Raw genomic sequence first — 24,676 nt, forward strand, 5'->3', positions numbered from 1 at the left:
ATGAATTTAAAAGAAATAAATAATAAAGAAAATTGGGAAAGTTTTTTATTAAGATGTAAAGAGAAAACTTTTTTAGATTCTTGGAATTGGGGAGAATTTCAGAAGAGAGAAGGTAATAAGATTTGGCGATTGGGAATATATGATAATGAACAGCGAACAATGAACAGCGAACAATTAATTGGTGTTGCTTTGGTTATAAAAGTAAAAGCTAAAAGAGGAACGTTTTTGTTTGTCCCTCACGGGCCAGTCACAGAACCAAAAATTGAAATTCAAAAATTAGGAATTTTAGAAACTTTAACTAATAAATTGAAAGAAATTGCTAAACAGGAAAAAGCGCATTTTATTAGAATTGCTTCGATTTGGGAAAAAAGCAAACAAAATAGTGATTTTTTTGAACACTTAGGATTTATGCCAGCTCCTATTCATATTCATCCCGAAGCAACATGGGAATTAGATATTAAGCCGTCAGAACAAGAACTTTTGATGAATATGAGGAAGACCGCTCGTTATTTAATTCGTCAGGCTCAAAAAAATGCAGACATTGAAATAGTAAAGACGCAAAATATTGAGGACTTGAAAAAGTTTAATGAAATTTATTACTCCACAGCAATACGCCATAAGTTTGTGCCTTTTTCTTTAAAATATATTCAGAATCAATTTTCCTCTTTTTTGCCAGATGATCAGATTTTGATCTTTTTAGGAAAATACAAGAATGAAGTTGTTTCTTCAGCTATTATTCTTTTTTGGCAAAATATCGGGTTTTATCATCATGGAGCTTCTTTATCAAAGTACAATAAAATTCCAGTTTCATATCTTTTGCAATGGGAGGCGATAAAAGAAGCTAAAAAACGAGAATGCCAGAGATATAATTTCTGGGGTATTGCCCCTGATGATAATAAAAACCATCCCTGGGCCGGTTTAAGCCTGTTTAAGAAGGGTTTCGGAGGCTATAGAAAGGATTATGTTCAAACTCAGGATTTGCCTCTTTCAAAGGTGTATGCTTTAATAACGCGTCCATTTGAAAAAATAAGGAAAATCAAGCGCAGGCTATAGTTCTTTAAATAAAAAAGCCTTAGCTTAACAACTAACCAAGGCTTTAATTCTTTTCCAGTGTGTTTGGCCTTTTCTTCTTAGTAGCCTTTTAGCATAAGTATAAATGCTGCGGCTAAGGCCAAAATGGCTAATATGCCAATAACTGGATAATAGTTTCCTATCGGCGTACGGCTCATAATAACTCTCCTTAATAAAGTTATTAAAATGATCTAAGAAGTCCTAAATCCTAACTGCGGATTCACACTATTTTTAATGTAGCATATTAATTTAAATTTGTCAATATTTTTGAAGATCCATGAAATATAAATACAAAAAATCATATCGGACTAGAAAGAAAAGGTCTGTTTTTAATGTCTTTAAGAATAAGTTTTTTTGGCTAGGTCTCTTATTTTTTATTATCTTATCAGGTTTAACCTATCTTTTTATCTTTTCTTCTGTTTTTCAGATAAAAGAAATTAAAATTTCAGGAAATATAAAAGTATCATTTGAAGAGCTTAGAAACAATATCGCTGGGCAAGTTGATAAAAGGATAATTTTTTTTAATACAAAAAGTATTTTTCTGGCCAATTTGAAGGAGATAAATAAAATGCTTTTAGAAAAATTTCCTCAGATTGCGAAAGTAGATTTAGATAGAGAATTTCCAAGTAGTTTATTAGCTCAGATTGAAGAAAGGAAACCAGTGGCTGTTTTTTGTTTTACCCACCCAAGTTTTGAGGAACAAAATTTGGGCGGGCAAGAAGATTACTTTTTCATTGACAAAGAGGGAATAATTTTTGAAAAGGTTTCTGTGATAGACCCACAAATACTAAAAATAAAAAAATCCACATTAGTTGTAGATTTAAAGTTAGGGAAAGAAATTATTGGAAAGGAGCAATTAGACCAGATTTTAAAAATTAATTCTAAATTAAAAGATGATTTAAAGATTCCAATTGAAGGGATTTTAACGATATCTAAAAAGAGAATAAATGCTAAAACTTCAGAGGGCTGGGAGATTTATTTTAACCCGGAAAGAGATTTAGAATGGCAATTGACTGAACTTAGTATTCTTTTAAAAGAAAGAATTCCTCCTGAAAAAAGGAGAAATATTGAATACATTGATCTAAGGTTTGAAAAAATTTATATTTATCCTGAAACTTATTTGCAGTAGTAAAAGAAAAACAGCAATGATATTGGTTTTACGGTTGGACATTATGAAGTGGGATAATTACTGTCTTTTCATCTATTTTAATCTTATTTATTTCTTCTGGCAATATATAGGTAGCCCTAATTTTGCCAAACTTTGTTCTTTCAATAAACATTGAGGTCTGGCTGGGCATTGGAATACCGTCTGGATAGGGGACAGGCACTCCTGATTGATTTACAATTACATACTTTTGAACATCATCTGGTAGAGAGTTTAGATAATTTCCAATTTCAACATAGTTCTTGGAAAAGGCAGCTTCTACTTCAGTTTTTTCAGCCCATTGGCAAAAATATTTATCAAACTGGGCATAAGCAATACTTAAGAAAAGAATAAATATGCATAGATAAAGGGCAATAAGTTGATTTTTTGTTTTGAAAAACTTCTTTGTTTTCTTGAATAACCAGAGAGCTCCCAGGGCTGCGAAGATATATGCTACTGGGATTACTCCAATAACCCGAAGAGCATGGGGAATACTTTCTGAAGATAGAAATCCTGGCAAAAGCATTATAGCTCCCCAAGAGATTAAGAAGCAAAAAGGGAAAAACTTAGAATCCTTAATCCAACTATAAAGAGAATAAATAAGGCCAATTAGGAAAAATATGCCAATAGGCCAGAGAAGTTGAGGAGAACCGGCAAAGTTATGACGCCAATTCACATCTCCGTAAAAAATAAACATTTGAAGATGAAGAATTATTGATTTTCCTAATTCATAAAAAGGTCTTTCTGCAGTAAGAATTGATACTCCAGCTGCCCGACCAAAGAAATCACCAGGATTTAGAAGAAAATAGATGCCTATTGGAAGGGCAACGACAAAGATGGAGAGTAGAAAGTAGAAAGCAGAAAGTAGAAAGGGTTTTCTGCTTTTGACCTTTGATTTTTCTGGAAGCCACCTGAAGATTAAAATTAGGGCTAGTAGCAAGACAACAAATCTATAGGAAATATAGGTGTAGAAACCGAGACCGAAAAAGATACCAGAAATTACAAAGAATAAAATCTTTTTTTGCCGGAATCCCCTAAATAGAAAATAAAAGCCAAAGACCAAAACAAAAGGAACTAAGATTGCTCTAAAACCAATTCTTGAGAAATTAATATGCCAAAAAGAAATAGCTGAGAAGAAAGAAGATAGCAAAGCAATATTACGAGAGAACATTTCTTTAGCTAACAAGTATATTCCTAATACAGTTAGGATTCCAAAGGTTGCTGGGACAATTTTTATTGCCCAGATGCTTGGTCCAAAGATTAAGAAAGAAAGGGATATTAACCAAATAAAAAGGCCTTCTCGGCCATTGTTTTCAGGATAGAATATTTTGAATTTTCCTTGTTGGAGAATATCCAAGGCTTCATTCCCATTTATTGCTTCATCAGGATAAAGCCCTGGTGGAATTGAGTCCAACTGCCACAACCTAAAAAACCCAGCAATTACTAAAATACCCAACAAAATTATTATAGTTTTCCTCTCTTTTATCCACATTAAACCATTTTACCATATTTTAAAAAAGTGAGGAATTGGTTCTTGACTTTTGGGTCTAATTTTCTATAATAATCTTATAAAATGAAGGGAGAGAAGTTAAAAAAACAATTAGAAGAATGTTTAGAAAATTGGAAAAGGGAAAGGGCAGCTTTTTTGAATTATAAGAAAGAGGAAGCAGAAAGAGTGGGTGAGTTTGTGAAATTTGCTAATCAGGAATTGATATTGAAAATTTTGCCAATTTTAGATAATATATATATTGCTGAGAAAAAACTCCCCCGAGAACTTAAAGGAAATCTCTGGGTTCAAGGTTTTTTAAAGACAAAAACTCAGATTTTGGATTTTTTAAAGAAAGAAAGAGTTGAAGAAATAAAATGTTTGGGAGAGAAATTTGACCCAAGTTTCCAAGAGGCAGTTGGAGAGATTAAAAAACCGGGCTCAGAACCAGGAATTGTTATTGAAGAAATCAAAAAAGGTTATACTCTTCACGGCCGGGTCCTCCGCCCCGCCAAAGTAAAAATAGCAAAATAATATGCCAAAAATTTTAGGTATTGATTTAGGTACAACTTTTTCAGCTACCGCTATAATGGAAAGCGGTGAGCCAAAGATTATTGAGAATAAAGAAGGGGGAAGAACTACTCCCTCGGTTGTTGCTTTGACTAAAAACGGAGAAAGATTAATTGGGATTACAGCCAGGCGTCAGCAAATTACCAACCCAAAAAATACTGTCTTTTCCATTAAAAGATTAGTTGGTCGGAGATTTTCTGACTCAGAAGTTCAAAAAGACAAGAAGCTTTTGCCGTATGAAATTAGAGAATCAAATGATGGGGGAGTGGAAGTAAAGATGGGAGATAAATGGCACAAGCCAGCTGAAATTTCAGCAATGATTTTACAGAAGTTAAAGCAGGATGTTGAGGAAAAGATAGGGGAAAAGATTACTGATGCTGTAATCACTTGTCCTGCTTATTTTGATGATTCTCAGAGAAAAGCAACAAAGGTTGCTGGAGAGATTGCTGGCTTGAATGTTAAATTAGTAATTAACGAGCCAACAGCTGCTGCCTTATCTTATGGCCTAACTAAAACAAAAGGACAGCAAATTTTAGTTTATGACTTTGGCGGAGGAACTTTTGACGTTTCAACTTTAGACGTTCGCAAAGACCCTGATACTGTTGAAGTAATTGGCGTAGGAGGAGATACTCATTTGGGCGGAGATGATTTTGACCAGAAAGTAATGAATTGGATAATTGATGAGTTTAAAAAAGACCAGGGAATTGACTTATCAAAAGACCAATTGGCTTTGCAGAGGATTAAAGAAGTAGCCGAAAAAGCAAAAATTGAATTATCAACAACTTTAGAAACGGAAATTAATCTTCCCTTTGTTACTTCAGATTCTTCGGGTCCAAAGCATCTTTATTTAAAACTTTCTCGGGCCCAGCTTGAGAATTTGGTAAAGGAATATGTTAACAAATCAATTGATTTGGTTAAAGAAACTTTGAAGGGAGCCAAGCTTGAGCCAAAAGATATTGAAGAGATAGTTTTGGTTGGCGGCCAGACAAGAATGCCAGCTATTCAAGAAGCAATTAAAAAACTTTTTGGTAAAGAAGCTAATAAATCAATTAATCCTGATGAAGTAGTAGCAGTTGGAGCTGCTATTGAAGGGGCAGATTTGGGAAAAGAGACAAAAGAAATTCTTTTGTTAGACGCTACTCCTCTTTCTTTGGGAATTGAAACCTTGGGAGGAGTTAATACTATTTTAATTCCTAAAAATACTATTTACCCGACTGCTAAAACCCAGATTTTCTCAACAGCAGCTGACAGTCAAACTTCTGTGGAAGTTCATGTTTTACAAGGAGAAAGACCAATGGCGCAAGATAACAAAACCCTGGGAAGATTTATGTTAGATGGGATTCCTCCATCTCCAAGAGGAGTTCCCCAAATTGAAGTTAGCTTTGATATTGATAGTAATGGAATTTTAAATGTTTCAGCTAAAGATAAGGCAACTAATAAGGAGCAGTCAATTAGGATTGAGGGTTCAATAGGAATGTCAAAAGAAGAAATTGAAAAGATGAAAAAAGAAGCAGAGCTTCATACAGAGGAAGATAAGAAAAAGAAAGAACTAATTGAAGCCCGGAATCTTGCCGATAGTTTAATTTATACTTGGGAGAAAACAGTTAGAGATGCTGGAGATAAGATAGACAAGGGCTTGAAAAAGGAAATAGAAGAGAAGGTAGAGGCGTTGAAAAAAGTCAAAGATAGTGATAATATAGAGGAGATAAAAAATAAAACCACAGAACTTTCTCAGACAATTCAGAAGGCAGGAGCCGAGGTTTATAAAGTAGCTCAAGAAGCGCAAAAGAAAGAAAAGCCAAAGGAAGGAGACAAAGGAAAAGACGCTGAAGAAGGAGAATTTAAAGAAAAAAAATAAACTATGAAGGATTACTACAAAATCTTAGGCATTTCACGTGATGCTTCGTCGGAAGAAATTAAAAGAGCTTTTCATAAATTAGCTCATAAACATCACCCTCATAAAGGCGGAGATGAGAAAAAATTTAAAGAGATAAACGAAGCATATCAGATTTTGTCTAATAAGGAAAAGAAATCGCAGTATGATAGATTTGGTCAAGTTTTTGAAGGCGGAGGGCCAGGCCCAGGGTTTAATTTTACCTGGGCTTGGGGAAAATCTCCGGGACAAGGCCCTGATTTAGAATTTGATTTTGAAGATTTAGGCGAGATGTTTGAGGATTTTTTTGGTTTCGGAGGCCGGCGAGCACAAAGAAAGGACTACAAAAAAGGCAAAGACATTAAAATTGACATTGAGATTCCTTTAGAAGAAACTTTAAAAGGTTCAACCAAAGAGATTACTTTATACAAGCAGATTTTGTGTTCTCGTTGTCAGGGCAAAGGAGCTGAACCCGGCACCTCTTTGAATGAATGTTTTTTTTGTCGGGGAACAGGAGAGGTTCAGCAAGTAAAAAGAACTTTTTTAGGTTCATTTACTCGTTGGACTGTTTGTCCTGAATGCGGTGGCGAAGGCCAGAGACCAGAAAAACCTTGTAATGTTTGTAAAGGAGAAGGGAGGATTAAAGGAGAGGAAGATATTAAGATTTTTATTCCGGCTGGAGTTGATTCAAATCAAATAATTAAAGTTGCCGGAAAAGGAGAGGCCGGAAAAAAAGGAGGAAAACCAGGAGATTTATATCTGAGAATTTTAGTAAAAGAACACCCGGTTTTTCGAAGAAAGGGAGATGATTTACTTATTTCCCAGCCAATTTCTTTTTCTCAAGCAACTTTAGGTGATGAAATTGAAGTAGCAACCTTAGAAGGAACTAAAATTTTGCTTAAAATTCCTTCAGGTTCAGAGTCGGGCAAGATCCTGCGGATTTCTGGAAAAGGCATTCCTCGCTTTTCAGGATACGGCAGAGGAAACTTGTATGTTCAATTGATTGTCAAAACACCAAAACGCTTGACAAAAACCCAAAAAGAATTATTAAAGAAACTAAAAGAACAAGGTTTGTAATTTACGCCCCCATAGCTTAGTGGTAAAGCAACGGCCTTTTAAGCCGCTGACGAGGGTTCGATTCCTTCTGGGGGTACATATAAAAAATCGCCAAAAGGGCGATTTTTTGCTATAGTAGGATATATGGGAAAAGTATATTTTAAAAATTCGAAAGGAAATAATCTTTGCGGGATATTATCAAACCCGACATTAGATAAAGAAAAACCAATTATAATCCTTTGTCATGGATTTAGCACCAGCAAAGATAGCCGAACATATAAGAAGCTAGAGGAGATGTTGAATAATCATCAAATATCAACTTTTCGCTTTGACTTTTTTGGTCACGGAGAAAGTGAAGGAAAATTTGAAGACATAACAATTTCAGAAGCTGTTGACGACGTTCTGAATGCGATCTCTTTTTTGAAAAAACAAGGTTATTCAAAAATTGGACTTATTGGTTCCAGTTTTGGCGGCATAAGTAGTATAATGGCAGCGTCAAAAACGAAGGATTTGTTCGTTCTCGCCCTGAAATCTCCCGTTTCAAATTATAAAGAAAAAGAAATGGCAACTAAAGCAGAAAAACAACTGAAAGAATGGAGAGAAAAAGGATATACCTACTATATAAGTGGAGATGGTAGAAAACTTAAATTGAATTATACTTTCTTTGAGGATTTTGAAAGTAATAATGGATATGAAGCTGCCAGAAAAATCAAAATACCAACTTTAATCGTGCATGGAGATAAAGACGAATCTGTTCCGATTGAACAAAGTAGAAAGACGGCAAATTTAATTCAGGATTGTAAGTTAGAAATTATTGAGGGAGCAGACCATAGATATTCTAATTCCGAGGATTTCGAAAAGATGTTAAATTTAATTTCTAGTTTTGTTATTAAAAACTCGGAATAGGTGATAATTTTTAAATTTATGAATAACATAGAGATTGAAATTCAAGTAAAAATTGAAAATAGCAAACCACTAATAGAGTTCTTAGAAAAGAATGCTGATTTTCGGTCAGAAAAACATCAAATAGATGAGTATTTTTCTCCGGCTCATCGTAATTTCATCGGGGTTCGCCCAGTAAAAGAATGGCTAAGGTTAAGAGATTCGGACGGTCAGTATTTCATAAACTATAAGAATTGGTATTTTGTTGAAGATGGTAAAGGGCACTATTGTGATGAACACGAAACAAAAACGGAAGATTTAGCTCAAATTAAAAAAATATTAGAAGCTCTTAACTTTAAATCTATTGTAAAAGTTGATAAGTTAAGGAAAACTTGGATATATAAAAATTATGAAATTGCTATGGATTCGGTAAAGGGACTCGGAGATTTTGTGGAAATTGAATACATTGGTAAAGAGGAGAAAGTTGACCCTAAGAAAATCACCGAAGAAATGGTAGCTTTCCTTAAAGACATGGGATGTGGGAAGATAAAAAGCTATATGGGTTATCCATTTCAATTACTATTTCCAGAAGAAGTAAAATACGAGGAACAATAAAAATCGCCAAAGGGGCGATTTTTTGATAGAATTAAAATATGCTTAAAATCCCTTTTGTTAAAAATCCAAATGGTCAATGTATGCAAGCCAATATGTTAATGGCTTTACGTTATTTTTTTCCTGATAAGAAATTCAGCTTTGCCCAGATTAATAAAAAGATGCGTCGCAAAAGAGGAAAATGGGCTTTCCCGGCTCAAGCTGTAGTAGTTTTAAAAAATTTTGGATTGAAGGCCAAAGCTTATTCTAGTAAAGATATTCCTATAAAGCGAGAGGAGATAATAACTTGTTTTAAAAGAGCTTTTGGCAAAGATTATAATACAGTAATTAAAAACATTGATCTTGATACAGTAGAGCATTTCCGCAAAAGAGCAAAAAAACAAAGAGCTTTTGAAGTTCGGAAAAGTTCGATGAAGGATTTTAAAGAATATCTTAAGAAAGGTTACATTATTGTTCCTTGTGTGGATTGGAATATTCTTCATAATAAAAAAGGACCGTTTGAGGGTCATTTTGTTACAATTATCAATATAGATAAGAACAATGTTTGGATTCACGACCCAAATGATGGACCTAATATAAGACATTCAGGGGAGTTATTTAATAAAGCCTATACAGTTAGGGCAATAGATGATGACGTCTTGATTGTATTTGGAAAATTAAGAAGTAATCCAAAAGTTTGATACTTTTGTTTTTTTAAAGTTGAAACTTTTGGTAGTAAGGGTAGAATGGAGTATATGAAACTCATATTTTTAGGTGTGGGAGAGGCGTTTGAGGAGTTTATATTATAAATTTTATTTCTATTATGGCTTGTTGTAGTATATGGGAAAAATTTGATGAAAAGAATAATCTAATTAAGGAATATAAACATTGGAAGCTTTTGGTAAGAAAAGAACAGCTTAAATTGGGTAGTTGCGTTGCTATTACTAAACGTCATATGGCATCTTTTTCTGAGATTACGGATGAAGAAATGAAAGAATATGCCAAAGTGGTTCGCGATATTGAGAAAGCTTTGAAGAAAAGTTTCCAATATGATGTTATACATCATCTTCTGATAATGTTTTTTGATAAACATACTCATTTTCACATTATCCCTCGTTATAGAAAACCTCGAAACTTTGCTGGTATAGAATGGATAGATAATTTTCATCCAGATCCTTTAATTCAAAAACGCGAACATGTTTCTCAGGAAACTCTTAATCAGATTAAAGAAGAAATTAAAAATAATATATAATCACTGTTAAGAATAAAATATGAATAATATAAATAAAAAGCCAACAGCCGGGACTGGCGTGATAATTCTTAAAGACAATAAGGTTTTGCTTGGGAAGAGAAACGAGGATCCTGAAAAGGCTGATAGTTTGCTTCATGGAGAGGGAACCTGGACATTGCCAGGAGGAAAGCTTGATTTCAGAGAAGATATACTGAATTGTGCGTGGAGAGAAACATATGAGGAAACAGGCATAAAAATAAATAAGGGGAAGCTGAAATTAATAAGCGTAACAAATGATGTGGTAGAAGATGCTCACTTTGTTACGATTGGTTTTGTTTGTGATGATTTTGAGGGGGAAGCTAGGGTTATGGAGCCAGATATCACTGAATGGCAATGGTTTGAATTAGATAATTTACCACGTCCTATGTTTTTCCCAAGTGAGAAGATGATAAAAAATTTTATTAATAAAGAAAACAAGTTTTAACATTTCTAAACCTTTGACGTCCAAAAATCCCGAGCTTTGCTCGGGATTTTTTCTATTGAAAAATTTTGGGAAATGGGGTAATATAATAGATAGTTAGTTTTGCTCTTTGAAATTTTGAAGAAATTTTGAAAGGAATAGAAATGAAAAAGATAGACAGCAGAAAAGACAAAATTCTTATTGTATTAGCAGTATATACAATAGGTACTCTTCTTGGAGTATTGGTACTTTTTTTAAGAATAATTAGAGTAATTAGAGTTTTGAACTGGGATCGTTTTCCAAAATATCACCGAAACCTAGAATTATTTAAACATGGACTAATTGTAGTTTCTAATCATCCTTCTTTGTTAGAACCGTTATTAGTCTCAGCTTTATTTTTTGGCCAATATATAACTCATCCGTTTAAGCTTTCTCCTTGGAATATTGCTGAGGTAAGAAATTACAAAAAATGGTATTGGCAATGGGCAAGCACTCGAATAATTTGGGTTGATAGAAAAAATTCAGAAAAAGCCAAGCAAACTTTTATTAAGGTAAAAAATACTGTTAATTCGGGAGGACTTGTTGTTATTTTTCCAGAAGGAGGAAGGACATTCAAAAGAGAAAAATTATATAGCAGAACAGGCAATAAACAAATTGCAATTCTGCAGGAAGGAATTGGTTTATTGATTAGAAAAACAGATGCTCCAGTTCTTTTTATTTGGGTAGAAGGGAGCGATGAATTTTTCCCAAATACAATCTGGATTGAAGGAAAGAGAAATAAATTCCCATTTCCAAGATTTTGGAAAAAGATAACTATAAAAATAGGACAGATTGTAAGGTTTGAAAAAGTAAGTAAAGAAGAAATTACTCAACAAGTTGCAGCTCATCTTTTGAAATTAGCAGATGAAGAAGAGTAGTATTTGTATTGAAAAAAAATACTACTCTTCATCCTTCGGGCCCATGGCGCAGTTGGTAGCGCGCCTCGATGGCATCGAGGAGGTCGCGAGTTCGAATCTCGCTGGGTCCACAGGTTAGTATACTAGACAGGTTATACATTATTGCCATAAGGGCAAATTTTTTTGTAGAATAAATATATGAAGTGGGAATTTATTTATAAAGAAAGACAGGCTAATTTATTTCCTTTCTATGTATTTGCTAAGCCTTGGGGTACGTTGATAAGGCCTATTTTTGGTAAGAATTTGAAACCTATATTACTAATCTTTTCTGAAAAAGGAATAGAATATTTTGTTAATCAAGAAGCTTTTCATAAACTTGGTAAGATGGCTTATATTTTATTTCTGAGAGATAAGTTTTATAACAACATGACTAGGAAAGTAGATGAATATGGAAGGAAAATAACTAAAACAGCTGAATTAATTGAAAGACAGAACCTTTCAAAAATTAGTGAAAAGCAACTTATAAAATATTTTAAAAGAATTAATAAAGAAATGCTTTATATAGATAAGTGGGGTCAACTTTTAAGCTTAACAGAATACGGGTCTAATAATTATACTACGGAGGGATTAATGAAAGAAATTGAGAAGAAAGTTAAGAAAAAGAAAATAGATCAAACATCTGTTCAAGTTTCTAGATTATTATCAAACCCTATTAGATCTTCTTATTTCAGAAAAGAAAGCTTAGACTTTTTAAGAATAGCTGTAAAGATATTAAAGAATAATTTAAGCCTAAATTCTCCTGAAATAAAAAAAGAAATTAATCAACATACAAGGAATTTCTGTTGGATTAATTTTGGTTATGTTGGCCCTGCTTTAATTTCTGAAGACTTTAGAAAAGAACTAAAAGAATTGATAATAAAAAAGAACCTAGAAGATATATATCAAAAAAAGAAGAACGAGTTAAATGTGATAAAAAAAGATCAGGAAAAAGTAGAAGAAGAACTAAAGTTAAATAAATTAATAAGAAAAAGATTCTTTATAGTAAGAGATCAGACATATTATAAAGAGTACCGCAAAGAAGTTCTTTTTCACGGCTTTTATGCTTGTGAATTAATCCAAAAAGAACTAGCAAAAAGATGGAAGGTTCCTCTTATAGCCTTTAGATATATATTGCCATATGAGTATAAGAAAGAGGAAGTAGAAAAGCTATATAGTCAAAGAAAAGATCTTTGTGTTTATTATTTAGACAAAGATAAAGAGTTTGTCCTTACTGGTGATGAAGCAAAAGAGAAGATTAGTAAACTAGAAAGAGAAGAAAAAAGATTAGAAGGAATTAAAGAGTTAAAGGGTAATGCAGCTTTTCTTGGGAAAGCTAAAGGAACCGTTAGAATAGTGATGGGAGAAGGACATTTACACAAAGTGAAAAAAGGAGATGTTTTAGTTTCTTTTTCTACTAATCCGCAAATGATTGTGGCCATGAAGAAATCAGCTGCAATAGTAACAGAACAGGGTGGTATTACTTCACATGCCGCTATTGTTTCTAGAGAACTACATATACCCTGTATAGTAGGTGTAAAGAATGCTACAAAAGCTTTTAAAGACGGAGATTTAGTGGAAGTAGATGCTAATAATGGAATAATTAGGAAAGTAAAATAGCTACTTTTAACCCTTGAAACATCTTTAATTCTTGGATAATTTGGTTCCAACTGAATCTCACGAAGTCCACAAAAAAAGAGATTGGTTCCCCCAATCTCTTTTTTTTTGTTGCGCTTGGAACAAATTTTTGCTATAAAAGACCTAAGGGTCTTACATATATAAAAATATAAAAAGATAATATGTCATTATTTAAGAAAATTCTTTTGGTTGTAATTGTTTTTGCTGTTTTTGGTGCCGGATTTTTGGTTGGAAAGAACACAGTTATTTGTCCAATCTGCCCTCCAGAAGACCTTGATTTTTCTCTTTTCTGGGAGGCCTGGCATAAAATTCAGGAAGAATATGTTAACCCGGAAGATATTAATATTCAAGAGTTAATTTATGGAGCGATCTCTGGAATGGTAAAATCTTTAGGAGACCCTTATACTGTCTTTTTTAATCCTGAAGATACTAAAACATTTTTAGAGGATGTAAGCGGCAGTTTTGAGGGAGTGGGCATGGAAATCGGTATAAGAGAAGGGCAACTTCAGGTTATTGCTCCTTTGGAAGGAACGCCAGCTCAAAAGGCCGGCCTTCGGCCAGGTGATAGAATTATAAAAATAGATGATACTTTAACTATGGATATTACTATTGAGGAAGCAGTAACTCTAATTCGGGGGCCAAAAGGAACAGAGGTAACCTTAACTATCTTTCGGGATGAATGGGAAACCTCAGAGGAAATTATCATCAAAAGAGCAGTTATTAAAGTTCCTTCTTTGAAATGGGAGTTACTCGCCTCAGCAGGCGAAGCTGACGGGGAGGAAGAAGAGATTGCCTATATTAAACTCTATCATTTCTCTGGAAAATCTGACCGTGATTTTAGAGAAATGGCAGCTGAAATCTTAAAAAGCCCAGCTGAAAAGATAATTTTAGATTTGAGAAGTAATCCCGGAGGTTATTTGGAAAGAGCTCAAGATATTGCTGGCTGGTTTTTAGAAAAGGGCCAAGTTGTGGTTATTGAAGATTTTGGCACCGAAAAAGAGCAAGAGGTTTACAAGGCTAAGGGCAATTCCAAGTTTTCAGATTATCCAGTGGTGATTTTAATCAATCAGGGATCTGCTTCTGCCTCTGAGATTTTAGCTTCGGCTCTTCGGGATAATCGGGGTATAAAAATAATCGGGGAAGCCTCTTTTGGAAAAGGTTCGGTCCAGAAATTAGAAGAACTAAGAGATGGCTCTAGTTTAAAAATTACAGTAGCAAACTGGTTAACACCTAAGGGCAATCTTATTACCAATAAAGGCTTAGAACCAGATATTAAAGTAGAGATGACAGAAGAGGACTATCAAGAGGAGCGGGATCCTCAACTTGGGAAAGCTCTTGAGATAATTGGAGAAATAGAGTAGAATAAAGTAATATGCGAATAATTCTTCTTCAAGATGTAGAAAACATAGGAAAGAAATATGAAATCAAGGACATTAAAGATGGCTATGCCAGGAATTTTTTAATTCCCAAGGGTTTAGCTAAAATGGCAACAAAAGAAGCTTTAAAATGGTTAGAAGAACAAAAAGAAATTGAGGAAAAGAGGGCTGGAGAAGAGTTAAGGGAAATTCAAAAATTAGCTTCGGAGATTGATGGAGTAGAGGTAATAATCCCGATTAAAGTTGGTGAAGACGGACAATTATTTGAGAGAATACCCACCCAAAAAATTTCTGAAAAGTTAAAAGAATTAGGATTTGAAGTTAAAAAAAGCCAAATTGATTTGGCTGAACCTCTTGGAGAGCTTGGTGAATTTCCAATAAAAGTTAAATTTGAACACAATTTAGAGTCGGAGATAAGAGTAATTATTACAGAAGAAAAACGATAATGGCTAAGTTTATCTTTGTTGCCGGTGGCGTAATGTCTGGCATTGGAAAGGGGATAGCAGTATCTTCAATTGGAAGAATTTTAAAAAGCAAAGGATTTAAAGTAACGGCGATTAAAATTGACCCTTATATTAATGTTGATGCCGGAACTATGAATCCCATTGAGCATGGAGAGGTTTTTGTAACCGATGATGGGATTGAGTGCGACCAAGATGTAGGAAATTACGAAAGATTTTTGGACGAAGACATCTATACAGATAATTATATGACTACGGGCAGGGTTTATCAGGCAGTAATAAATCGGGAAAGGAATTTAGGGTATGGCGGCAGATGCGTAGAAGTAGTTCCTGATATTCCTAATGAAGTAATTTCAAGAATTAAACGAGTGGGGGAAAAAACTAAAGCTAATTTTATATTAATTGAAATCGGGGGGACAGTAGGGGAATATCAAAACATGCTTTTTTTAGAAGCAGCCAGAATGCTCAAACTAAGCCATTCTAAAGATGTGCTTTTTATTTTGGTTAGTTATTTACCCATTCCCGAGAAAATCGGCGAAATGAAAACTAAACCAACCCAGTATGCTGTTAGAACCTTAAATTCAGCCGGTATTCAACCAAATATAATTCTGGCCCGTTCGACAGTTCCCTTGGATGAAATCAGAAAAAGAAAAATATCAATTTTCTGTAACGTTGCTCCTCAAGATGTTATCTCTGCTCCAGACATTGAAACAATCTATGAAGTCCCTCTTAATTTTGAAAAAGAAAATTTAGGCAATCAAATTTTAAAAAAATTGGGATTGGCGCCGAGAAGAAAAAAAGACCTGAAAGATTGGGAGGCGTTGGTCAAAACAATAAAGAATGCCTCAAAAACAGTTAAGATTGGTATAGTTGGGAAATATTTTGAGACGGGTAGGTTCACTTTGATGGATTCTTATATCTCAGTAATTGAAGCAGTAAAGCATGCTGCTTATTTTTTTAAAAGAAGGCCCAAAATCTTCTGGTTGTCAGCAGGAGAATACGAGAAAAATCCTAACCAACTGAAAGAATTAAAGAAATACGATGGCATAATTGTTCCCGGTGGATTTGGAGATAGGGGAATAGAAGGCAAGATAAAAGCAATTGAATTCTGCAGAAAAAATAAAATCCCTTTTTTGGGACTTTGTTTAGGAATGCAATTATCAGTAATTGAATTTGCTCGAAATGTTTGTGGTTTAAAAAAAGCAAATTCAACCGAATTCGCAACGAGGACGGGCGTTGATAGTGTAATTGACGTTATGCCTGAACAAAAAGCTCTTTTGAAAGAAAAAAAATATGGAGGAACAATGAGATTAGGAGCTTATAACTGTAAAATAACGCCAGATACCATTAGCTTTAAGGCCTACAAGACCCAAATGATATCTGAACGTCATCGCCATCGCTATGAGCTAAACAATGATTATAGAAAGGTTTTGGAAGAAAATGGATTAATAATGGCAGGAATCAATCCTGAAAAAGATTTAGTAGAGATTATTGAAGTTAAAAATCATCCTTTTTTTGTAGCCAGTCAGTTTCACCCGGAATTTAAATCAAGACCCTTAAGGCCTCATCCGCTTTTTAGAGAATTTGTCAGAGCGAGCATAAAAAGGAGTTAAGTTTCTTTTTGTTCCACGTTTACAACTTTGGCTGTTCGTTGAGAACTATCAAAACGTCTGATTCGTTTTGTTTTAAACTTAACAACTCCTGCTTTTTTCGCATAAAGGGTGTCATCAGCCCCTTTTCTGACATTTTTTCCAGGGCAAAACTTTGTTCCCCGTTGACGAACAATTATCATTCCCGCCTTAGCTTTTTGTCCTTCAAAAAGTTTAACCCCAAGATACTTTGGTCTGGAATCTCTTCCTAATTTTGTTGCTCCTTTTGCTTTTGTCTTAGCCATATTTGTTTATGTTAGCAAAATTTCTCAAACTTATCAAGCATTATCAGGCAGATATTATATTATTTATTACTGTTATTTTAGTTTCTTTACTATCTTTTGCCGCAGGATATATAATAAAAAATTTCTAATTTCTAATTTCTAAAATATGCAAGTAGCAATTATTGGAGCAGGGATTTCGGGTCTCTATTTAGCTTGGAAACTTTCTGGAAAAGGGCATGATGTTACTGTTTTTGAGAAAAAAGGAAAGGTTGGAAATGAAGTTTGTTCAGGCCTTTTTTCTAAAAGAATTTTAGAATTTATACCTGAGAGTCATAAGCTGATACAAAACAGAATAAGTCATGTTATTCTGCATTTTTCTAAAAAAACGGTAAAAGTAGAATTTTCTAAAAATTTTTTTGTAATAAGCCATTTTGAATTAGATAAATTAGTAGCTGATTTAGCTCAAAAATCAGGAGCTAAAATTATTTTAGATCATAATGTTTCTTCCTTGCCTGAAGGATTTGATAAAATAATTGGCTGCGATGGAGCTAATTCCTTTATGAGGAAAAGTTTGAATCTTCCGGAGCCTACATATCGATTAGGAATATTGGGGTTTATAAGAAGACCTTATTCTATAAATTATGTAGAAACCTGGCCTTGCAAAAATGGTTTTATTTGGAAAATTCCCAGAGGTAAAGAGATAGAATACGGAATTCTTGCCAAACCAAAAGAAGCTAAGCTAATTTTTGATGAATTTTTGAAGAAAAAAAATATTATTCTTGAAAGAGCGAAATCAAAAATAGTTCCTCAGGGTCTTATAATGCCATCAAGTCTTTTAATAACTCTTTGTGGAGACGCTACTGGTTTAACTAAACCTTGGTCAGGTGGGGGAGTGATTTGGGGGCTGACTGGAGCTGAAATTCTTTTAAAAACTTTTCCTGATTTTCTAAAATACAAAAGAGCAATGAGAAGATTCTTTATCCCCAAAATCATTTTTTCTAAAACAGCAGTTAAATTAGTTTATTTTTTGGGATACAGAACTCCTTGGCTTCTTCCAAAAAAAGCCAGAATGGAATCTGACTTTCTATTGTAAATATTCGTATGCATAAAAAAAGGAAGGGTAGAAGTTTTCGCTCTTTGCAGGAGAAGTTTTTGGAGGAAATGGCGAGAGGACTTCTAGTAGAATTCCCTTCCTTTCTACGCGTAAATGCGTAGTGTGAAGACATTTACGAAGTTTTAGCTTGAAAACGATCTAGTTCTATTTTATAATAATAAAAAATAATAAACAATGTCAATATTTATTAATGAAAAAACAAATATTTAAAATACCTACTCATTTAGGAATCATTATTGACGGAAACCGGAGGTGGGCCAAAAAAAGAGGCCTACCTTCTTTTGAAGGTCACCGCAGAGGATTAGATAGGGTCAATAAGATAGGGGAGTGGTGCAGAAAGCGAGGGGTAAAAATTTTAACTCTTTATACTTTTTCTACTGAAAATTGGAATAGGTCTAAAAAAGAAATAAGTTATTTAATGAAACTTCTCGGCGAAGCTTTGAATAGAAAGAATGTAAAAGAGTTGCATCAAAAAAAGATAAAATTACAAGTAATTGGCCAGAAAGAAAGGTTGCCTCGATTCCTTCAACAGAGAATAAAAAAAGCAGAAGGATTAACTCAAAACAACAAAGAGGGGATTTTGAATTTAGCTATTTCTTATGGGGGGAGACCAGAAATTGTTCAAGCTGTTAAAAACATTATAGAAAAGAAAGTTCTTGCCAGTAAAATTACCGAAGATTTAATCGATAAAAACCTCTGGACAGCAGATTTGCCTGAGCCAGATTTAATTATTCGAACCGGTGGAGCACAACGACTATCTAATTTTTTAACCTGGCAATCTATTTATTCTGAACTTTATTTCACCAAAAAACACTGGCCCGAATTCACCGAGAAAGATTTAGACGAAGCCCTTTTAGATTATAGTCGCCGCCAAAGAAGATTCGGAAGATAAGAACCTCGCCTTCGGCGAGAACCTTGATTCGCTAAGGTATGAATATATATTCTTAAATTAAAATATTGTGTGACAGAAGAATCCGAACTCCGTTCGGATTCTTTGTTTTTCTTGGGGTGTTAATAAATCCCCTTGACAACAGTTTTGGTTGATATATCATATTTACAATATTTAAAAAAGGTTGTTATTTTCTTTTTATTAATATAAATTCGGATGGGCGCCCGCCTGCCAGTCGCTACCGCTCCAGGCGATTGCGGTCAGGCATTCGTAGTGCGCTATTCGTATGCAATAAAATGTCGCAGAAAATACCAAACCTTCTTTATTCAAATGAATATAATGAATTAAATGAAATAGATGGGTGGGATGAAGAGGATGAAGAAGCCAAAACAGTTGGGGTAGAGGAAGAAGATAAAGAAGAACTTGAGTATGACGAAGAAGAAGATTAAAAAAACGCCTTCTCGGCGTTTTTTTAATTGGCTTTAATCTTTTGACAAATCCGCAAAATATGCTAACATTCAGTTATAGTTCTTTGTAACAGTTATAGCTCTTTGTAAATTTTGATGAGAGGAGAAGAAAAATGTTAAAGATTGCAGGAATCGTAACAGCAGGTATAGTATTTTTATTAATGGTTGGGCACGCAATATATTGGACAATAAAAAGGGAATGGTCATCGGCCTCTTTTAGTAAATACTACTGGTGTCTGATAATAGGATTGAGCAGTGTTGCCGCTGTAATTTCTATTGTAACCGCTATCCGGAAAGAAACTCCTATTTGGATTCCGGTTCTGTTGTGTATTGTTATTTTCATAATAGTTAAACAGTGGAGAAAAACTTAAAAAGAAAATAAAAGAAAGGAGCAAAATAATGGAGATTAAAGAATTAAAAACAACAGATTTAGATCCTGAGAAATTTATCGCTGAGAAAGAGAAAGAAATTTCTTCAGGCGTTGGAGATGAAATGGCTATCAATGCTTTGTCTGGTGGTGTGGATTCTTCAACTGTAACGATGTTGGGTCACAGGGCCCTGGGGGATAAGCTCAGAACATGTTTTATTGACAATGGATTGATGAGAGAAAATGAGCCGCAAGAGGTTGTTTCATTGTTTGGAAAATTAGGGGTTAAGGTAGTAGTCGTTGACGCTCACGAAAAATTCTTTCAGGCCCTAAAAGGGATAACAGACCCTGAAGAAAAAAGAGAGGCAGTTCGTCGAACATTCTATAAAGATGTTTTTGGGGAGCTTGTCAAAGAAAGCGGGGCAAAGTGTCTCTTACAGGGGACTATTTTTACTGATATTGAAGAGACAGTTGCTGGAATAAAGAGACAGCACAATATCTTTGAGCAATTAGGTATTGATCCTAAGGAAGCTTTTGGCTACCAAATTATAGAGCCCTTACGGCAACTTCGGAAAGACGGAGTGAGAATAGTAGCCGAATCTTTGGGATTGCCTGAATCAGTGTATAACAAAATGCCGTTCCCAGGACCGGGTTTAGCTACCAGAGTAATCGGAGAAGTAACCCTTGAAAAGATAAAAATCGTAAGGAAGGCAACTGCGATTACTGAACAAGAATTAGCGCTGACTGGTGCCTTTCAATATATGGCAATTTTGCATCAAGACAGAGTTACCGGTATCCGAGACGGAAAAAGAGAGTTCGGGCTACAAATTGAAATCAGATGTTGGAATAGTATTGATGCCACAGTAGCTGGACCAACGAAAGTCCCTGATAGGGCTCTTGAAAATTTAGTTAACAGGATAATAAACGAAATTCCTGAGGTTGTGAGCATTACTTACAACATAACTCCCAAGCCCCCTTCAACAATGGAAGCTATTTAAATTCTTTTTAAAAAAAACAAAGACCCGAGTTTTCTTGGGTCTTTTTTTTTGACGAACCAGCAAAATGTGATAATATTTAAATATTAACGTTCTTTAAGTTTTTAAAAGGAGACAAAAATGAAGGCACTGGATTTTGATAAACTTTATGAGATTTTAAGAAGCAAAAGGGTAATTGCCGGCTCTAAATATAACTATGAAGCACATCTTTTGATAGATAGAATTAATCAAATTCGAGAAGACCTGGAAGATTCACGAAGAGAAGGGGAGATAAAAGAATTAACCCCAGAGGGAATAGGAAGATTTATAACAGAGAACGAAAATTTAAAAGAACAGATTCGGAATATTACCAGGAAAGAAGGATTAAGAACCAAAGTCATAGAATTAGCGATAGACGAGGTGATAGAACGGGCAACGAAAAATTAAAAAGCTCAGTACAAAAATCTATTGAGCTTTTTTATTGTGCGACGTTTTTATGAAATCACGTTGCTTGACAAATTTAGATAATTGATATATACTATTAATAGTACAATTAAATTTGGGAGGGGATGAAGTAAAAAATGATATTATGCCGAAAGGAGAGTATAAAATGAAAGTCAAAGATATTATAGCCGAAATAGCGCAGTGTTCAGAATATCGCCAGTTGGTTGAATTGGTTGAATTCTGTGAACTAGTGCGCGATGATCCTGACCTGAGAATGGCAGACATTTGGGAAGATATTTATGAATTACTTTATGTCTTAGAGGAAACAATATATACACGAAGGAAAGCTTTTCTGGAGAAACTTACTCGCAGTTACCGATCCAAGAATGCAGCAGAAAACAAAATCTATTTCGGGGGAATGCAAAACGTACAAGCTGCAAGAGATGCATTCGTCAGACAGGTCAAAGAACAAATGCCTGTCTATATCCAGCTAATGGACTTAATAGAGGCCCAAACTCGGGCCGAAAAACAGAAAGAAACTGCCATTGCTGCTGGCTAATACATCTTCCGGAAAACAAAAAATCTCCTAAAAAAACCTGGGATTTGCTGCTCAGGTTTTTTATTCTTTCAAGTTTTTCCCACCATGGAATTTACGATGAATATCGCGTAATCGTTTATTAGTAATATGGGTATAAATCTGGGTACTAGTAATACTTCTATGGCCAAGAAATTCCTGAATGGTTCTAAGATCAACTCCCTGGGATAGAAGATCGGTTGCCATACTATGCCTAAGGGTATGAGGTGTGGTGAATATTGGAATGCCAGCTAAGATTGCATACTTTTTAGCAATTCTTTCCACAGAACGAGGTGTTAGGCGAGCTTCTGCATCTTTTCTAGCTCTATAATGAATAAATAGAGCTTTTTCTTTGTCCTTGCGAGTTTCCAAATATTTCTTAAGCCAAGATAAAGCCCTTTCTGAGAAATAAACAGTTCTAGGATAACCCCCTTTGCCAATTATACTAAGCTCATAATCTTTCTTATCCTTTATGTTTATAAACTGCTCACAATTCAAGGCCACTAATTCAGCTATTCTAAGCCCAGTAGAAAATAATGCCTCTAGAATAGTTCTATCCCGCAAGCCAATAGTTTTTTTAGTGTCAGGTGCTAGTAGAAGTTTCTCAATTTGTTCTAAATTAAGAAACTTTATATTTTCTTCCTTTCTAGCGTCTTTTGGAAGCCTTATCTTATCCGATGGGAGTGAAGCCACGTCTCTGGCTGAAAAATAGCTTAGAAGGGCTCTCAGAGCGATTAAATAGTAGTTCTGGGTAGTTTTCTTTAAAGATTTACCTGTTTTAGGGTTTATATTGCGTGATAAAAAAAGCCGGTATTTCCAGATGTCATCTGAACTTAATTGATGAGGTTTTATATTTTCTTTATGGTTTTTCTTTAACCAAAAACTAAATTTATTTAAATACATCTGGTAATTCTTTTGAGTATTATCTGATAAGCCTTCTTCCACTTCACAATAATCTAAAAAATCAGGAATATGCTTAATTATAGGTATATTTGATTTTTCCATATTTTTGACTTATTCTAGGGGAGCCCTCTTAATTGGCGCTTTACCATTATTGTCCGACATTCCCTATGTTCATACTAACGCTCTTCCCTAACCCCTGTCAAGTGGAAAAATCACAATAAAAAAGGACTCATGAAGAGCCCTGTTTTTTATAATAAATTGCAGTATCTTATAGGCCAAGTTTACTTAATTAAATCTTTAAAGCGTTGCCAGAGGGATTTGCCAACTTTTGGTATTTCTTGTTTCATTTCTTGTTTTTCTTTTTCAAATTCTTCCTGAATTTCTGGTTTTCTTCTTTCGACCTCTCTTCCTAAAAGAGAATAAATTTTTTGCCAAATAATTCGAAGCCAAGAAAAAATGTAAGATCGCAAGAAACTTCTAAACCAACCCAACATTCTTCCCCATACTACCAAAGCTTCTTGCCAAGGTTTTTTTAATGCTTGAGGAAAACCGATTAAAATCCTCTCCCCTAATGTTTTTGCTTCTTCAAAGGTCTCTGGCGCTTTTGGAGCAATTTCCTGGGCTGAAGAATAAGGAATGGCAGTAAATAGTAAAAAAGAGATTATTGAAAAAGTAAATAAATATTTCATAATTATATCAATATAGTTTGTTATAATAATTCCTTTGCCTTTTTTAGACGTTTTAGGGTTTTTTCTTTTCCTAAGATTTCGGCGATTTCAAAAGGACCGGCTGAGGTCTCTTTACCAGTTAGAGCCACTCTTAAGGGCCATAAAACCTTTCCTCTATCCCCTACTTTTTCTGCTTCAAGCATTAAAACATTTTCTAAAGTTTTTTTGTCCCAATCCCGCTCTTTTATTTCAGACAATATATTTACTAATTTGTCAAGAACGTCCTTAATTTCTTCATCGCTCATATCTTTCCATTTAAGAAGCTTTTTATCATAATCTAATTTATCCTTAAAAAAGAAATCAGTTAATTCAGTGATTTCTGAAAGTTTTTTTAATCTCTCCTGATAAATAGCAACAATTTTTTTAAGGTAATCAAAATTTATTTCTTCCTTTGTCTCAATAATTTTATAGGCCTGGGTAATACTTATTCCGCCATAAGCAGGCGGATACTGTTCTGACTTAAAAACTGGCTCTATTAATCCTTCCTGGATTAAATAAGGGATACATGATTCTGTTAATTTTTCTGGAGATTTTTGGCGGATGTAAAAGCCGTTTAGAAAATCTAATCTTTTAATATTGAAAACTGCTCCTCCTTTTTGAACTCTGGTAATTGAAAATTCTTTAATTAAGGAAGCCATTGAAAAAATTTCCCTTTCAGTTCCTGGATTCCAACCTAAGAAAGCTAAAAAATTAATCAAGGTTTCAGGCAAATAACCTTCTTTTCTATATTCTCCCATAGATACTGCTTTATGCCGTTTGCTTAATTTGCTTTTATCCGGGCCTAAAATTAAAGGTAAATGCCCAAATTCTGGTTGGGGAAAGCCAAGAGCTTCCTGTAAAAGAATCTGTTTTGGAGTGTTGGGCAAAAGGTCTTCCCCTCTAATTACATGGCTGATTTTCATTTCAAAATCATCTACTACCACAGCAAAATTATACAAAGGAGTAGTTAAATCTTTGGCAATTGATATGTCGCCTATTAAACTAGCGTCAAATTCTACTTTTCCCCGAATCATATCATTAAATGACACTTTTTTTACCGAGATTTTAAATCTAACGACAGATTGCTGTCCTTCGGCTAATTTCTTTTTAACTTCTTCTGAGGAAAGTTTGGAACATTTTCCATTATAACGAGGAGGCAATCCCCTACTCATTTGTTCCTGCCTTTTCGCTTCTAATTCTTCTTCTGAACAAAAACAATAATAGGCCTTCTCCTCTTTTAACAATTTCTCTAAATACTTTGCGTAAATATTTCCTCTCTCGCTTTGTCTATAAGGTCCTTCATCCCAGTCAATTCCCAGCCACTTTAAATTTTCAATGATATCTTTTTCAAATTTAGGGTCAGACCTTTCAACATTAGTATCCTCAATTCTTAAGATAAAACTCCCTTGATTTTTTTTAGCAAAAAGATAATTAAAAAGGGCAGTTCTGGCACTGCCAATGTGAAGAAAACCAGTTGGGGAAGGGGCAAATCTTGTTCGAACTTCCCCTGGTTTAATAAATTTAAATTTGTCACCTGGGTTGTTGACAATTGCCATATTTTAAGTATTGTAGATGCTCTACATAATTGTGTGT

At 34.3% G+C, this 24,676-nt stretch carries 27 protein-coding genes and 2 tRNA genes; 24 read left to right on the forward strand and 5 right to left on the reverse strand.

Going from position 1 to position 24,676, the window contains the following annotated elements; all coding sequences use genetic code 11:
• Positions 1–1,053 carry a peptidoglycan bridge formation glycyltransferase FemA/FemB family protein gene (locus tag KJA13_01105; GenBank protein MBZ9577622.1) on the forward strand — a complete coding sequence of 351 codons (1,053 nt, stop codon included), beginning with the start codon at positions 1–3 and terminating at the stop codon, positions 1,051–1,053.
• A 295-nt stretch (positions 1,054–1,348) separates the two neighbouring features.
• On the forward strand, positions 1,349–2,200 hold the full coding sequence (locus KJA13_01110) for an FtsQ-type POTRA domain-containing protein (GenBank protein MBZ9577623.1): 852 nt from the start codon (positions 1,349–1,351) through the stop codon (positions 2,198–2,200).
• 28 nt (positions 2,201–2,228) lie between these two features.
• Here KJA13_01110 and KJA13_01115 read toward each other — a convergent pair whose 3' ends face one another.
• Positions 2,229–3,707 (reverse strand): glycosyltransferase family 39 protein, encoded by a 1,479-nt coding sequence (locus tag KJA13_01115; GenBank protein MBZ9577624.1) that lies wholly within the window; start codon positions 3,705–3,707, stop codon positions 2,229–2,231.
• 81 nt (positions 3,708–3,788) lie between these two features.
• Here KJA13_01115 and KJA13_01120 point away from each other — a divergent pair, with 81 nt between their 5' ends.
• The 15 genes from KJA13_01120 to KJA13_01190 all read left to right on the forward strand — a co-directional run bounded on the left by KJA13_01120 (position 3,789) and on the right by KJA13_01190 (position 16,384).
• On the forward strand, positions 3,789–4,235 hold the full coding sequence (locus KJA13_01120; GenBank protein MBZ9577625.1) for a nucleotide exchange factor GrpE: 447 nt from the start codon (positions 3,789–3,791) through the stop codon (positions 4,233–4,235).
• A 1-nt stretch (position 4,236) separates the two neighbouring features.
• Entirely contained in the window at positions 4,237–6,129 is a 1,893-nt protein-coding gene (dnaK, locus tag KJA13_01125; GenBank protein MBZ9577626.1) for a molecular chaperone DnaK, read from the forward strand.
• Positions 6,130–6,132: 3 nt separating this feature from the next.
• On the forward strand, positions 6,133–7,221 hold the full coding sequence (gene dnaJ, locus KJA13_01130; protein ID MBZ9577627.1) for a molecular chaperone DnaJ: 1,089 nt from the start codon (positions 6,133–6,135) through the stop codon (positions 7,219–7,221).
• Between the two features lie 5 nt (positions 7,222–7,226).
• Positions 7,227–7,297: transfer RNA gene (locus KJA13_01135), tRNA-Lys, on the forward strand.
• 47 nt (positions 7,298–7,344) lie between these two features.
• The gene (locus KJA13_01140; GenBank protein MBZ9577628.1) at positions 7,345–8,106 is read left to right on the forward strand and encodes an alpha/beta fold hydrolase; all 762 of its coding nucleotides are present in this window, start codon (positions 7,345–7,347) and stop codon (positions 8,104–8,106) included.
• A gap of 18 nt (positions 8,107–8,124) precedes the next feature.
• The gene (gene cyaB / locus KJA13_01145) at positions 8,125–8,697 is read left to right on the forward strand and encodes a class IV adenylate cyclase (GenBank protein MBZ9577629.1); all 573 of its coding nucleotides are present in this window, start codon (positions 8,125–8,127) and stop codon (positions 8,695–8,697) included.
• Positions 8,698–8,735: 38 nt separating this feature from the next.
• Positions 8,736–9,374: a hypothetical protein gene (locus KJA13_01150; protein MBZ9577630.1), complete on the forward strand. Its 639-nt coding sequence runs from the start codon at positions 8,736–8,738 to the stop codon at positions 9,372–9,374.
• Positions 9,375–9,496: 122 nt separating this feature from the next.
• Positions 9,497–9,925 carry an HIT family protein gene (locus KJA13_01155; protein ID MBZ9577631.1) on the forward strand — a complete coding sequence of 143 codons (429 nt, stop codon included), beginning with the start codon at positions 9,497–9,499 and terminating at the stop codon, positions 9,923–9,925.
• Positions 9,926–9,953: 28 nt separating this feature from the next.
• The gene (locus KJA13_01160) at positions 9,954–10,388 is read left to right on the forward strand and encodes an NUDIX domain-containing protein (protein MBZ9577632.1); all 435 of its coding nucleotides are present in this window, start codon (positions 9,954–9,956) and stop codon (positions 10,386–10,388) included.
• Positions 10,389–10,528: 140 nt separating this feature from the next.
• Positions 10,529–11,281, forward strand: coding sequence for a 1-acyl-sn-glycerol-3-phosphate acyltransferase (locus KJA13_01165; GenBank protein MBZ9577633.1), 753 nt, complete (start codon positions 10,529–10,531; stop codon positions 11,279–11,281).
• 37 nt (positions 11,282–11,318) lie between these two features.
• A tRNA-Ala gene (locus tag KJA13_01170) sits at positions 11,319–11,391 on the forward strand.
• A gap of 253 nt (positions 11,392–11,644) precedes the next feature.
• Positions 11,645–12,916 carry a hypothetical protein gene (locus tag KJA13_01175; GenBank protein MBZ9577634.1) on the forward strand — a complete coding sequence of 424 codons (1,272 nt, stop codon included), beginning with the start codon at positions 11,645–11,647 and terminating at the stop codon, positions 12,914–12,916.
• Positions 12,917–13,095: 179 nt separating this feature from the next.
• Entirely contained in the window at positions 13,096–14,295 is a 1,200-nt protein-coding gene (locus tag KJA13_01180; GenBank protein ID MBZ9577635.1) for a S41 family peptidase, read from the forward strand.
• Positions 14,296–14,306: 11 nt separating this feature from the next.
• Positions 14,307–14,756, forward strand: a complete 450-nt coding sequence (rplI, locus tag KJA13_01185) for a 50S ribosomal protein L9 (GenBank protein MBZ9577636.1) — start codon at positions 14,307–14,309, stop codon at positions 14,754–14,756.
• Complete coding sequence (locus KJA13_01190) at positions 14,756–16,384, forward strand: CTP synthase (GenBank protein ID MBZ9577637.1); 1,629 nt, start codon at positions 14,756–14,758, stop codon at positions 16,382–16,384. Before rplI ends, KJA13_01190 begins: the two co-directional genes overlap by 1 nt.
• Here KJA13_01190 and rpmA read toward each other — a convergent pair.
• Complete coding sequence (gene rpmA, locus KJA13_01195) at positions 16,381–16,665, reverse strand: 50S ribosomal protein L27 (GenBank protein ID MBZ9577638.1); 285 nt, start codon at positions 16,663–16,665, stop codon at positions 16,381–16,383. The genes KJA13_01190 and rpmA overlap by 4 nt on opposite strands.
• Before the next feature lie 145 nt (positions 16,666–16,810).
• Between rpmA and KJA13_01200 the strand changes: the two genes are divergently transcribed.
• From KJA13_01200 to KJA13_01230, 7 genes are all read left to right on the forward strand, one after another.
• On the forward strand, positions 16,811–17,737 hold the full coding sequence (locus KJA13_01200; GenBank protein MBZ9577639.1) for an NAD(P)-binding protein: 927 nt from the start codon (positions 16,811–16,813) through the stop codon (positions 17,735–17,737).
• Between the two features lie 211 nt (positions 17,738–17,948).
• A complete protein-coding gene (uppS, locus tag KJA13_01205; GenBank protein ID MBZ9577640.1) occupies positions 17,949–18,650 on the forward strand; it encodes a di-trans,poly-cis-decaprenylcistransferase in 702 nt (233 codons plus the stop codon).
• Between the two features lie 293 nt (positions 18,651–18,943).
• A complete protein-coding gene (locus tag KJA13_01210; protein MBZ9577641.1) occupies positions 18,944–19,096 on the forward strand; it encodes a hypothetical protein in 153 nt (50 codons plus the stop codon).
• Between the two features lie 131 nt (positions 19,097–19,227).
• Positions 19,228–19,485 (forward strand): hypothetical protein, encoded by a 258-nt coding sequence (locus tag KJA13_01215; protein MBZ9577642.1) that lies wholly within the window; start codon positions 19,228–19,230, stop codon positions 19,483–19,485.
• Between the two features lie 28 nt (positions 19,486–19,513).
• Complete coding sequence (locus KJA13_01220; GenBank protein MBZ9577643.1) at positions 19,514–20,479, forward strand: ExsB family transcriptional regulator; 966 nt, start codon at positions 19,514–19,516, stop codon at positions 20,477–20,479.
• A gap of 117 nt (positions 20,480–20,596) precedes the next feature.
• The gene (locus KJA13_01225; protein MBZ9577644.1) at positions 20,597–20,902 is read left to right on the forward strand and encodes a hypothetical protein; all 306 of its coding nucleotides are present in this window, start codon (positions 20,597–20,599) and stop codon (positions 20,900–20,902) included.
• A 163-nt stretch (positions 20,903–21,065) separates the two neighbouring features.
• Entirely contained in the window at positions 21,066–21,458 is a 393-nt protein-coding gene (locus tag KJA13_01230) for a hypothetical protein (protein MBZ9577645.1), read from the forward strand.
• Between the two features lie 60 nt (positions 21,459–21,518).
• On the opposite strand, the gene KJA13_01235 is transcribed toward KJA13_01230, so the two are convergent.
• The 3 genes from KJA13_01235 to KJA13_01245 all read right to left on the reverse strand — a co-directional run bounded on the left by KJA13_01235 (position 21,519) and on the right by KJA13_01245 (position 24,639).
• The gene (locus tag KJA13_01235) at positions 21,519–22,478 is read right to left on the reverse strand and encodes a tyrosine-type recombinase/integrase (protein MBZ9577646.1); all 960 of its coding nucleotides are present in this window, start codon (positions 22,476–22,478) and stop codon (positions 21,519–21,521) included.
• A 179-nt stretch (positions 22,479–22,657) separates the two neighbouring features.
• Complete coding sequence (locus KJA13_01240) at positions 22,658–23,065, reverse strand: hypothetical protein (GenBank protein MBZ9577647.1); 408 nt, start codon at positions 23,063–23,065, stop codon at positions 22,658–22,660.
• Between the two features lie 20 nt (positions 23,066–23,085).
• Complete coding sequence (locus tag KJA13_01245) at positions 23,086–24,639, reverse strand: glutamate--tRNA ligase (GenBank protein ID MBZ9577648.1); 1,554 nt, start codon at positions 24,637–24,639, stop codon at positions 23,086–23,088.
• Between the last annotated feature and the right edge of the window lie 37 nt (positions 24,640–24,676).

The sequence above is a fragment of the Patescibacteria group bacterium genome, from assembly GCA_020148045.1.
In the GTDB taxonomy this organism is placed as follows: Bacteria; Patescibacteriota; Minisyncoccia; order Minisyncoccales; family GWA2-38-27; genus JAHCRG01.

Coding starts and splice junctions, on each gene's coding strand:
- KJA13_01180 (MBZ9577635.1), top strand. CDS start 13,096: ATGTCATTATTTAAGAAAATTCTTTTGGTTGTAATTGTTTTTGCTGTT.
- KJA13_01120 (MBZ9577625.1), top strand. CDS start 3,789: ATGAAGGGAGAGAAGTTAAAAAAACAATTAGAAGAATGTTTAGAAAAT.
- KJA13_01210 (MBZ9577641.1), top strand. CDS start 18,944: ATGTCGCAGAAAATACCAAACCTTCTTTATTCAAATGAATATAATGAA.
- KJA13_01115 (MBZ9577624.1), bottom strand. CDS start 3,707: ATGTGGATAAAAGAGAGGAAAACTATAATAATTTTGTTGGGTATTTTA.
- KJA13_01215 (MBZ9577642.1), top strand. CDS start 19,228: ATGTTAAAGATTGCAGGAATCGTAACAGCAGGTATAGTATTTTTATTA.
- KJA13_01190 (MBZ9577637.1), top strand. CDS start 14,756: ATGGCTAAGTTTATCTTTGTTGCCGGTGGCGTAATGTCTGGCATTGGA.
- KJA13_01140 (MBZ9577628.1), top strand. CDS start 7,345: ATGGGAAAAGTATATTTTAAAAATTCGAAAGGAAATAATCTTTGCGGG.
- KJA13_01245 (MBZ9577648.1), bottom strand. CDS start 24,639: ATGGCAATTGTCAACAACCCAGGTGACAAATTTAAATTTATTAAACCA.
- KJA13_01150 (MBZ9577630.1), top strand. CDS start 8,736: ATGCTTAAAATCCCTTTTGTTAAAAATCCAAATGGTCAATGTATGCAA.
- KJA13_01105 (MBZ9577622.1), top strand. CDS start 1: ATGAATTTAAAAGAAATAAATAATAAAGAAAATTGGGAAAGTTTTTTA.
- rpmA (MBZ9577638.1), bottom strand. CDS start 16,665: ATGGCTAAGACAAAAGCAAAAGGAGCAACAAAATTAGGAAGAGATTCC.
- KJA13_01155 (MBZ9577631.1), top strand. CDS start 9,497: ATGGCTTGTTGTAGTATATGGGAAAAATTTGATGAAAAGAATAATCTA.
- KJA13_01110 (MBZ9577623.1), top strand. CDS start 1,349: ATGAAATATAAATACAAAAAATCATATCGGACTAGAAAGAAAAGGTCT.
- dnaK (MBZ9577626.1), top strand. CDS start 4,237: ATGCCAAAAATTTTAGGTATTGATTTAGGTACAACTTTTTCAGCTACC.
- dnaJ (MBZ9577627.1), top strand. CDS start 6,133: ATGAAGGATTACTACAAAATCTTAGGCATTTCACGTGATGCTTCGTCG.
- cyaB (MBZ9577629.1), top strand. CDS start 8,125: ATGAATAACATAGAGATTGAAATTCAAGTAAAAATTGAAAATAGCAAA.
- uppS (MBZ9577640.1), top strand. CDS start 17,949: ATGAAAAAACAAATATTTAAAATACCTACTCATTTAGGAATCATTATT.
- KJA13_01220 (MBZ9577643.1), top strand. CDS start 19,514: ATGGAGATTAAAGAATTAAAAACAACAGATTTAGATCCTGAGAAATTT.
- rplI (MBZ9577636.1), top strand. CDS start 14,307: ATGCGAATAATTCTTCTTCAAGATGTAGAAAACATAGGAAAGAAATAT.
- KJA13_01240 (MBZ9577647.1), bottom strand. CDS start 23,065: ATGAAATATTTATTTACTTTTTCAATAATCTCTTTTTTACTATTTACT.
- KJA13_01165 (MBZ9577633.1), top strand. CDS start 10,529: ATGAAAAAGATAGACAGCAGAAAAGACAAAATTCTTATTGTATTAGCA.
- KJA13_01175 (MBZ9577634.1), top strand. CDS start 11,645: ATGGCTTATATTTTATTTCTGAGAGATAAGTTTTATAACAACATGACT.
- KJA13_01200 (MBZ9577639.1), top strand. CDS start 16,811: ATGCAAGTAGCAATTATTGGAGCAGGGATTTCGGGTCTCTATTTAGCT.
- KJA13_01235 (MBZ9577646.1), bottom strand. CDS start 22,478: ATGGAAAAATCAAATATACCTATAATTAAGCATATTCCTGATTTTTTA.
- KJA13_01230 (MBZ9577645.1), top strand. CDS start 21,066: ATGAAAGTCAAAGATATTATAGCCGAAATAGCGCAGTGTTCAGAATAT.
- KJA13_01225 (MBZ9577644.1), top strand. CDS start 20,597: ATGAAGGCACTGGATTTTGATAAACTTTATGAGATTTTAAGAAGCAAA.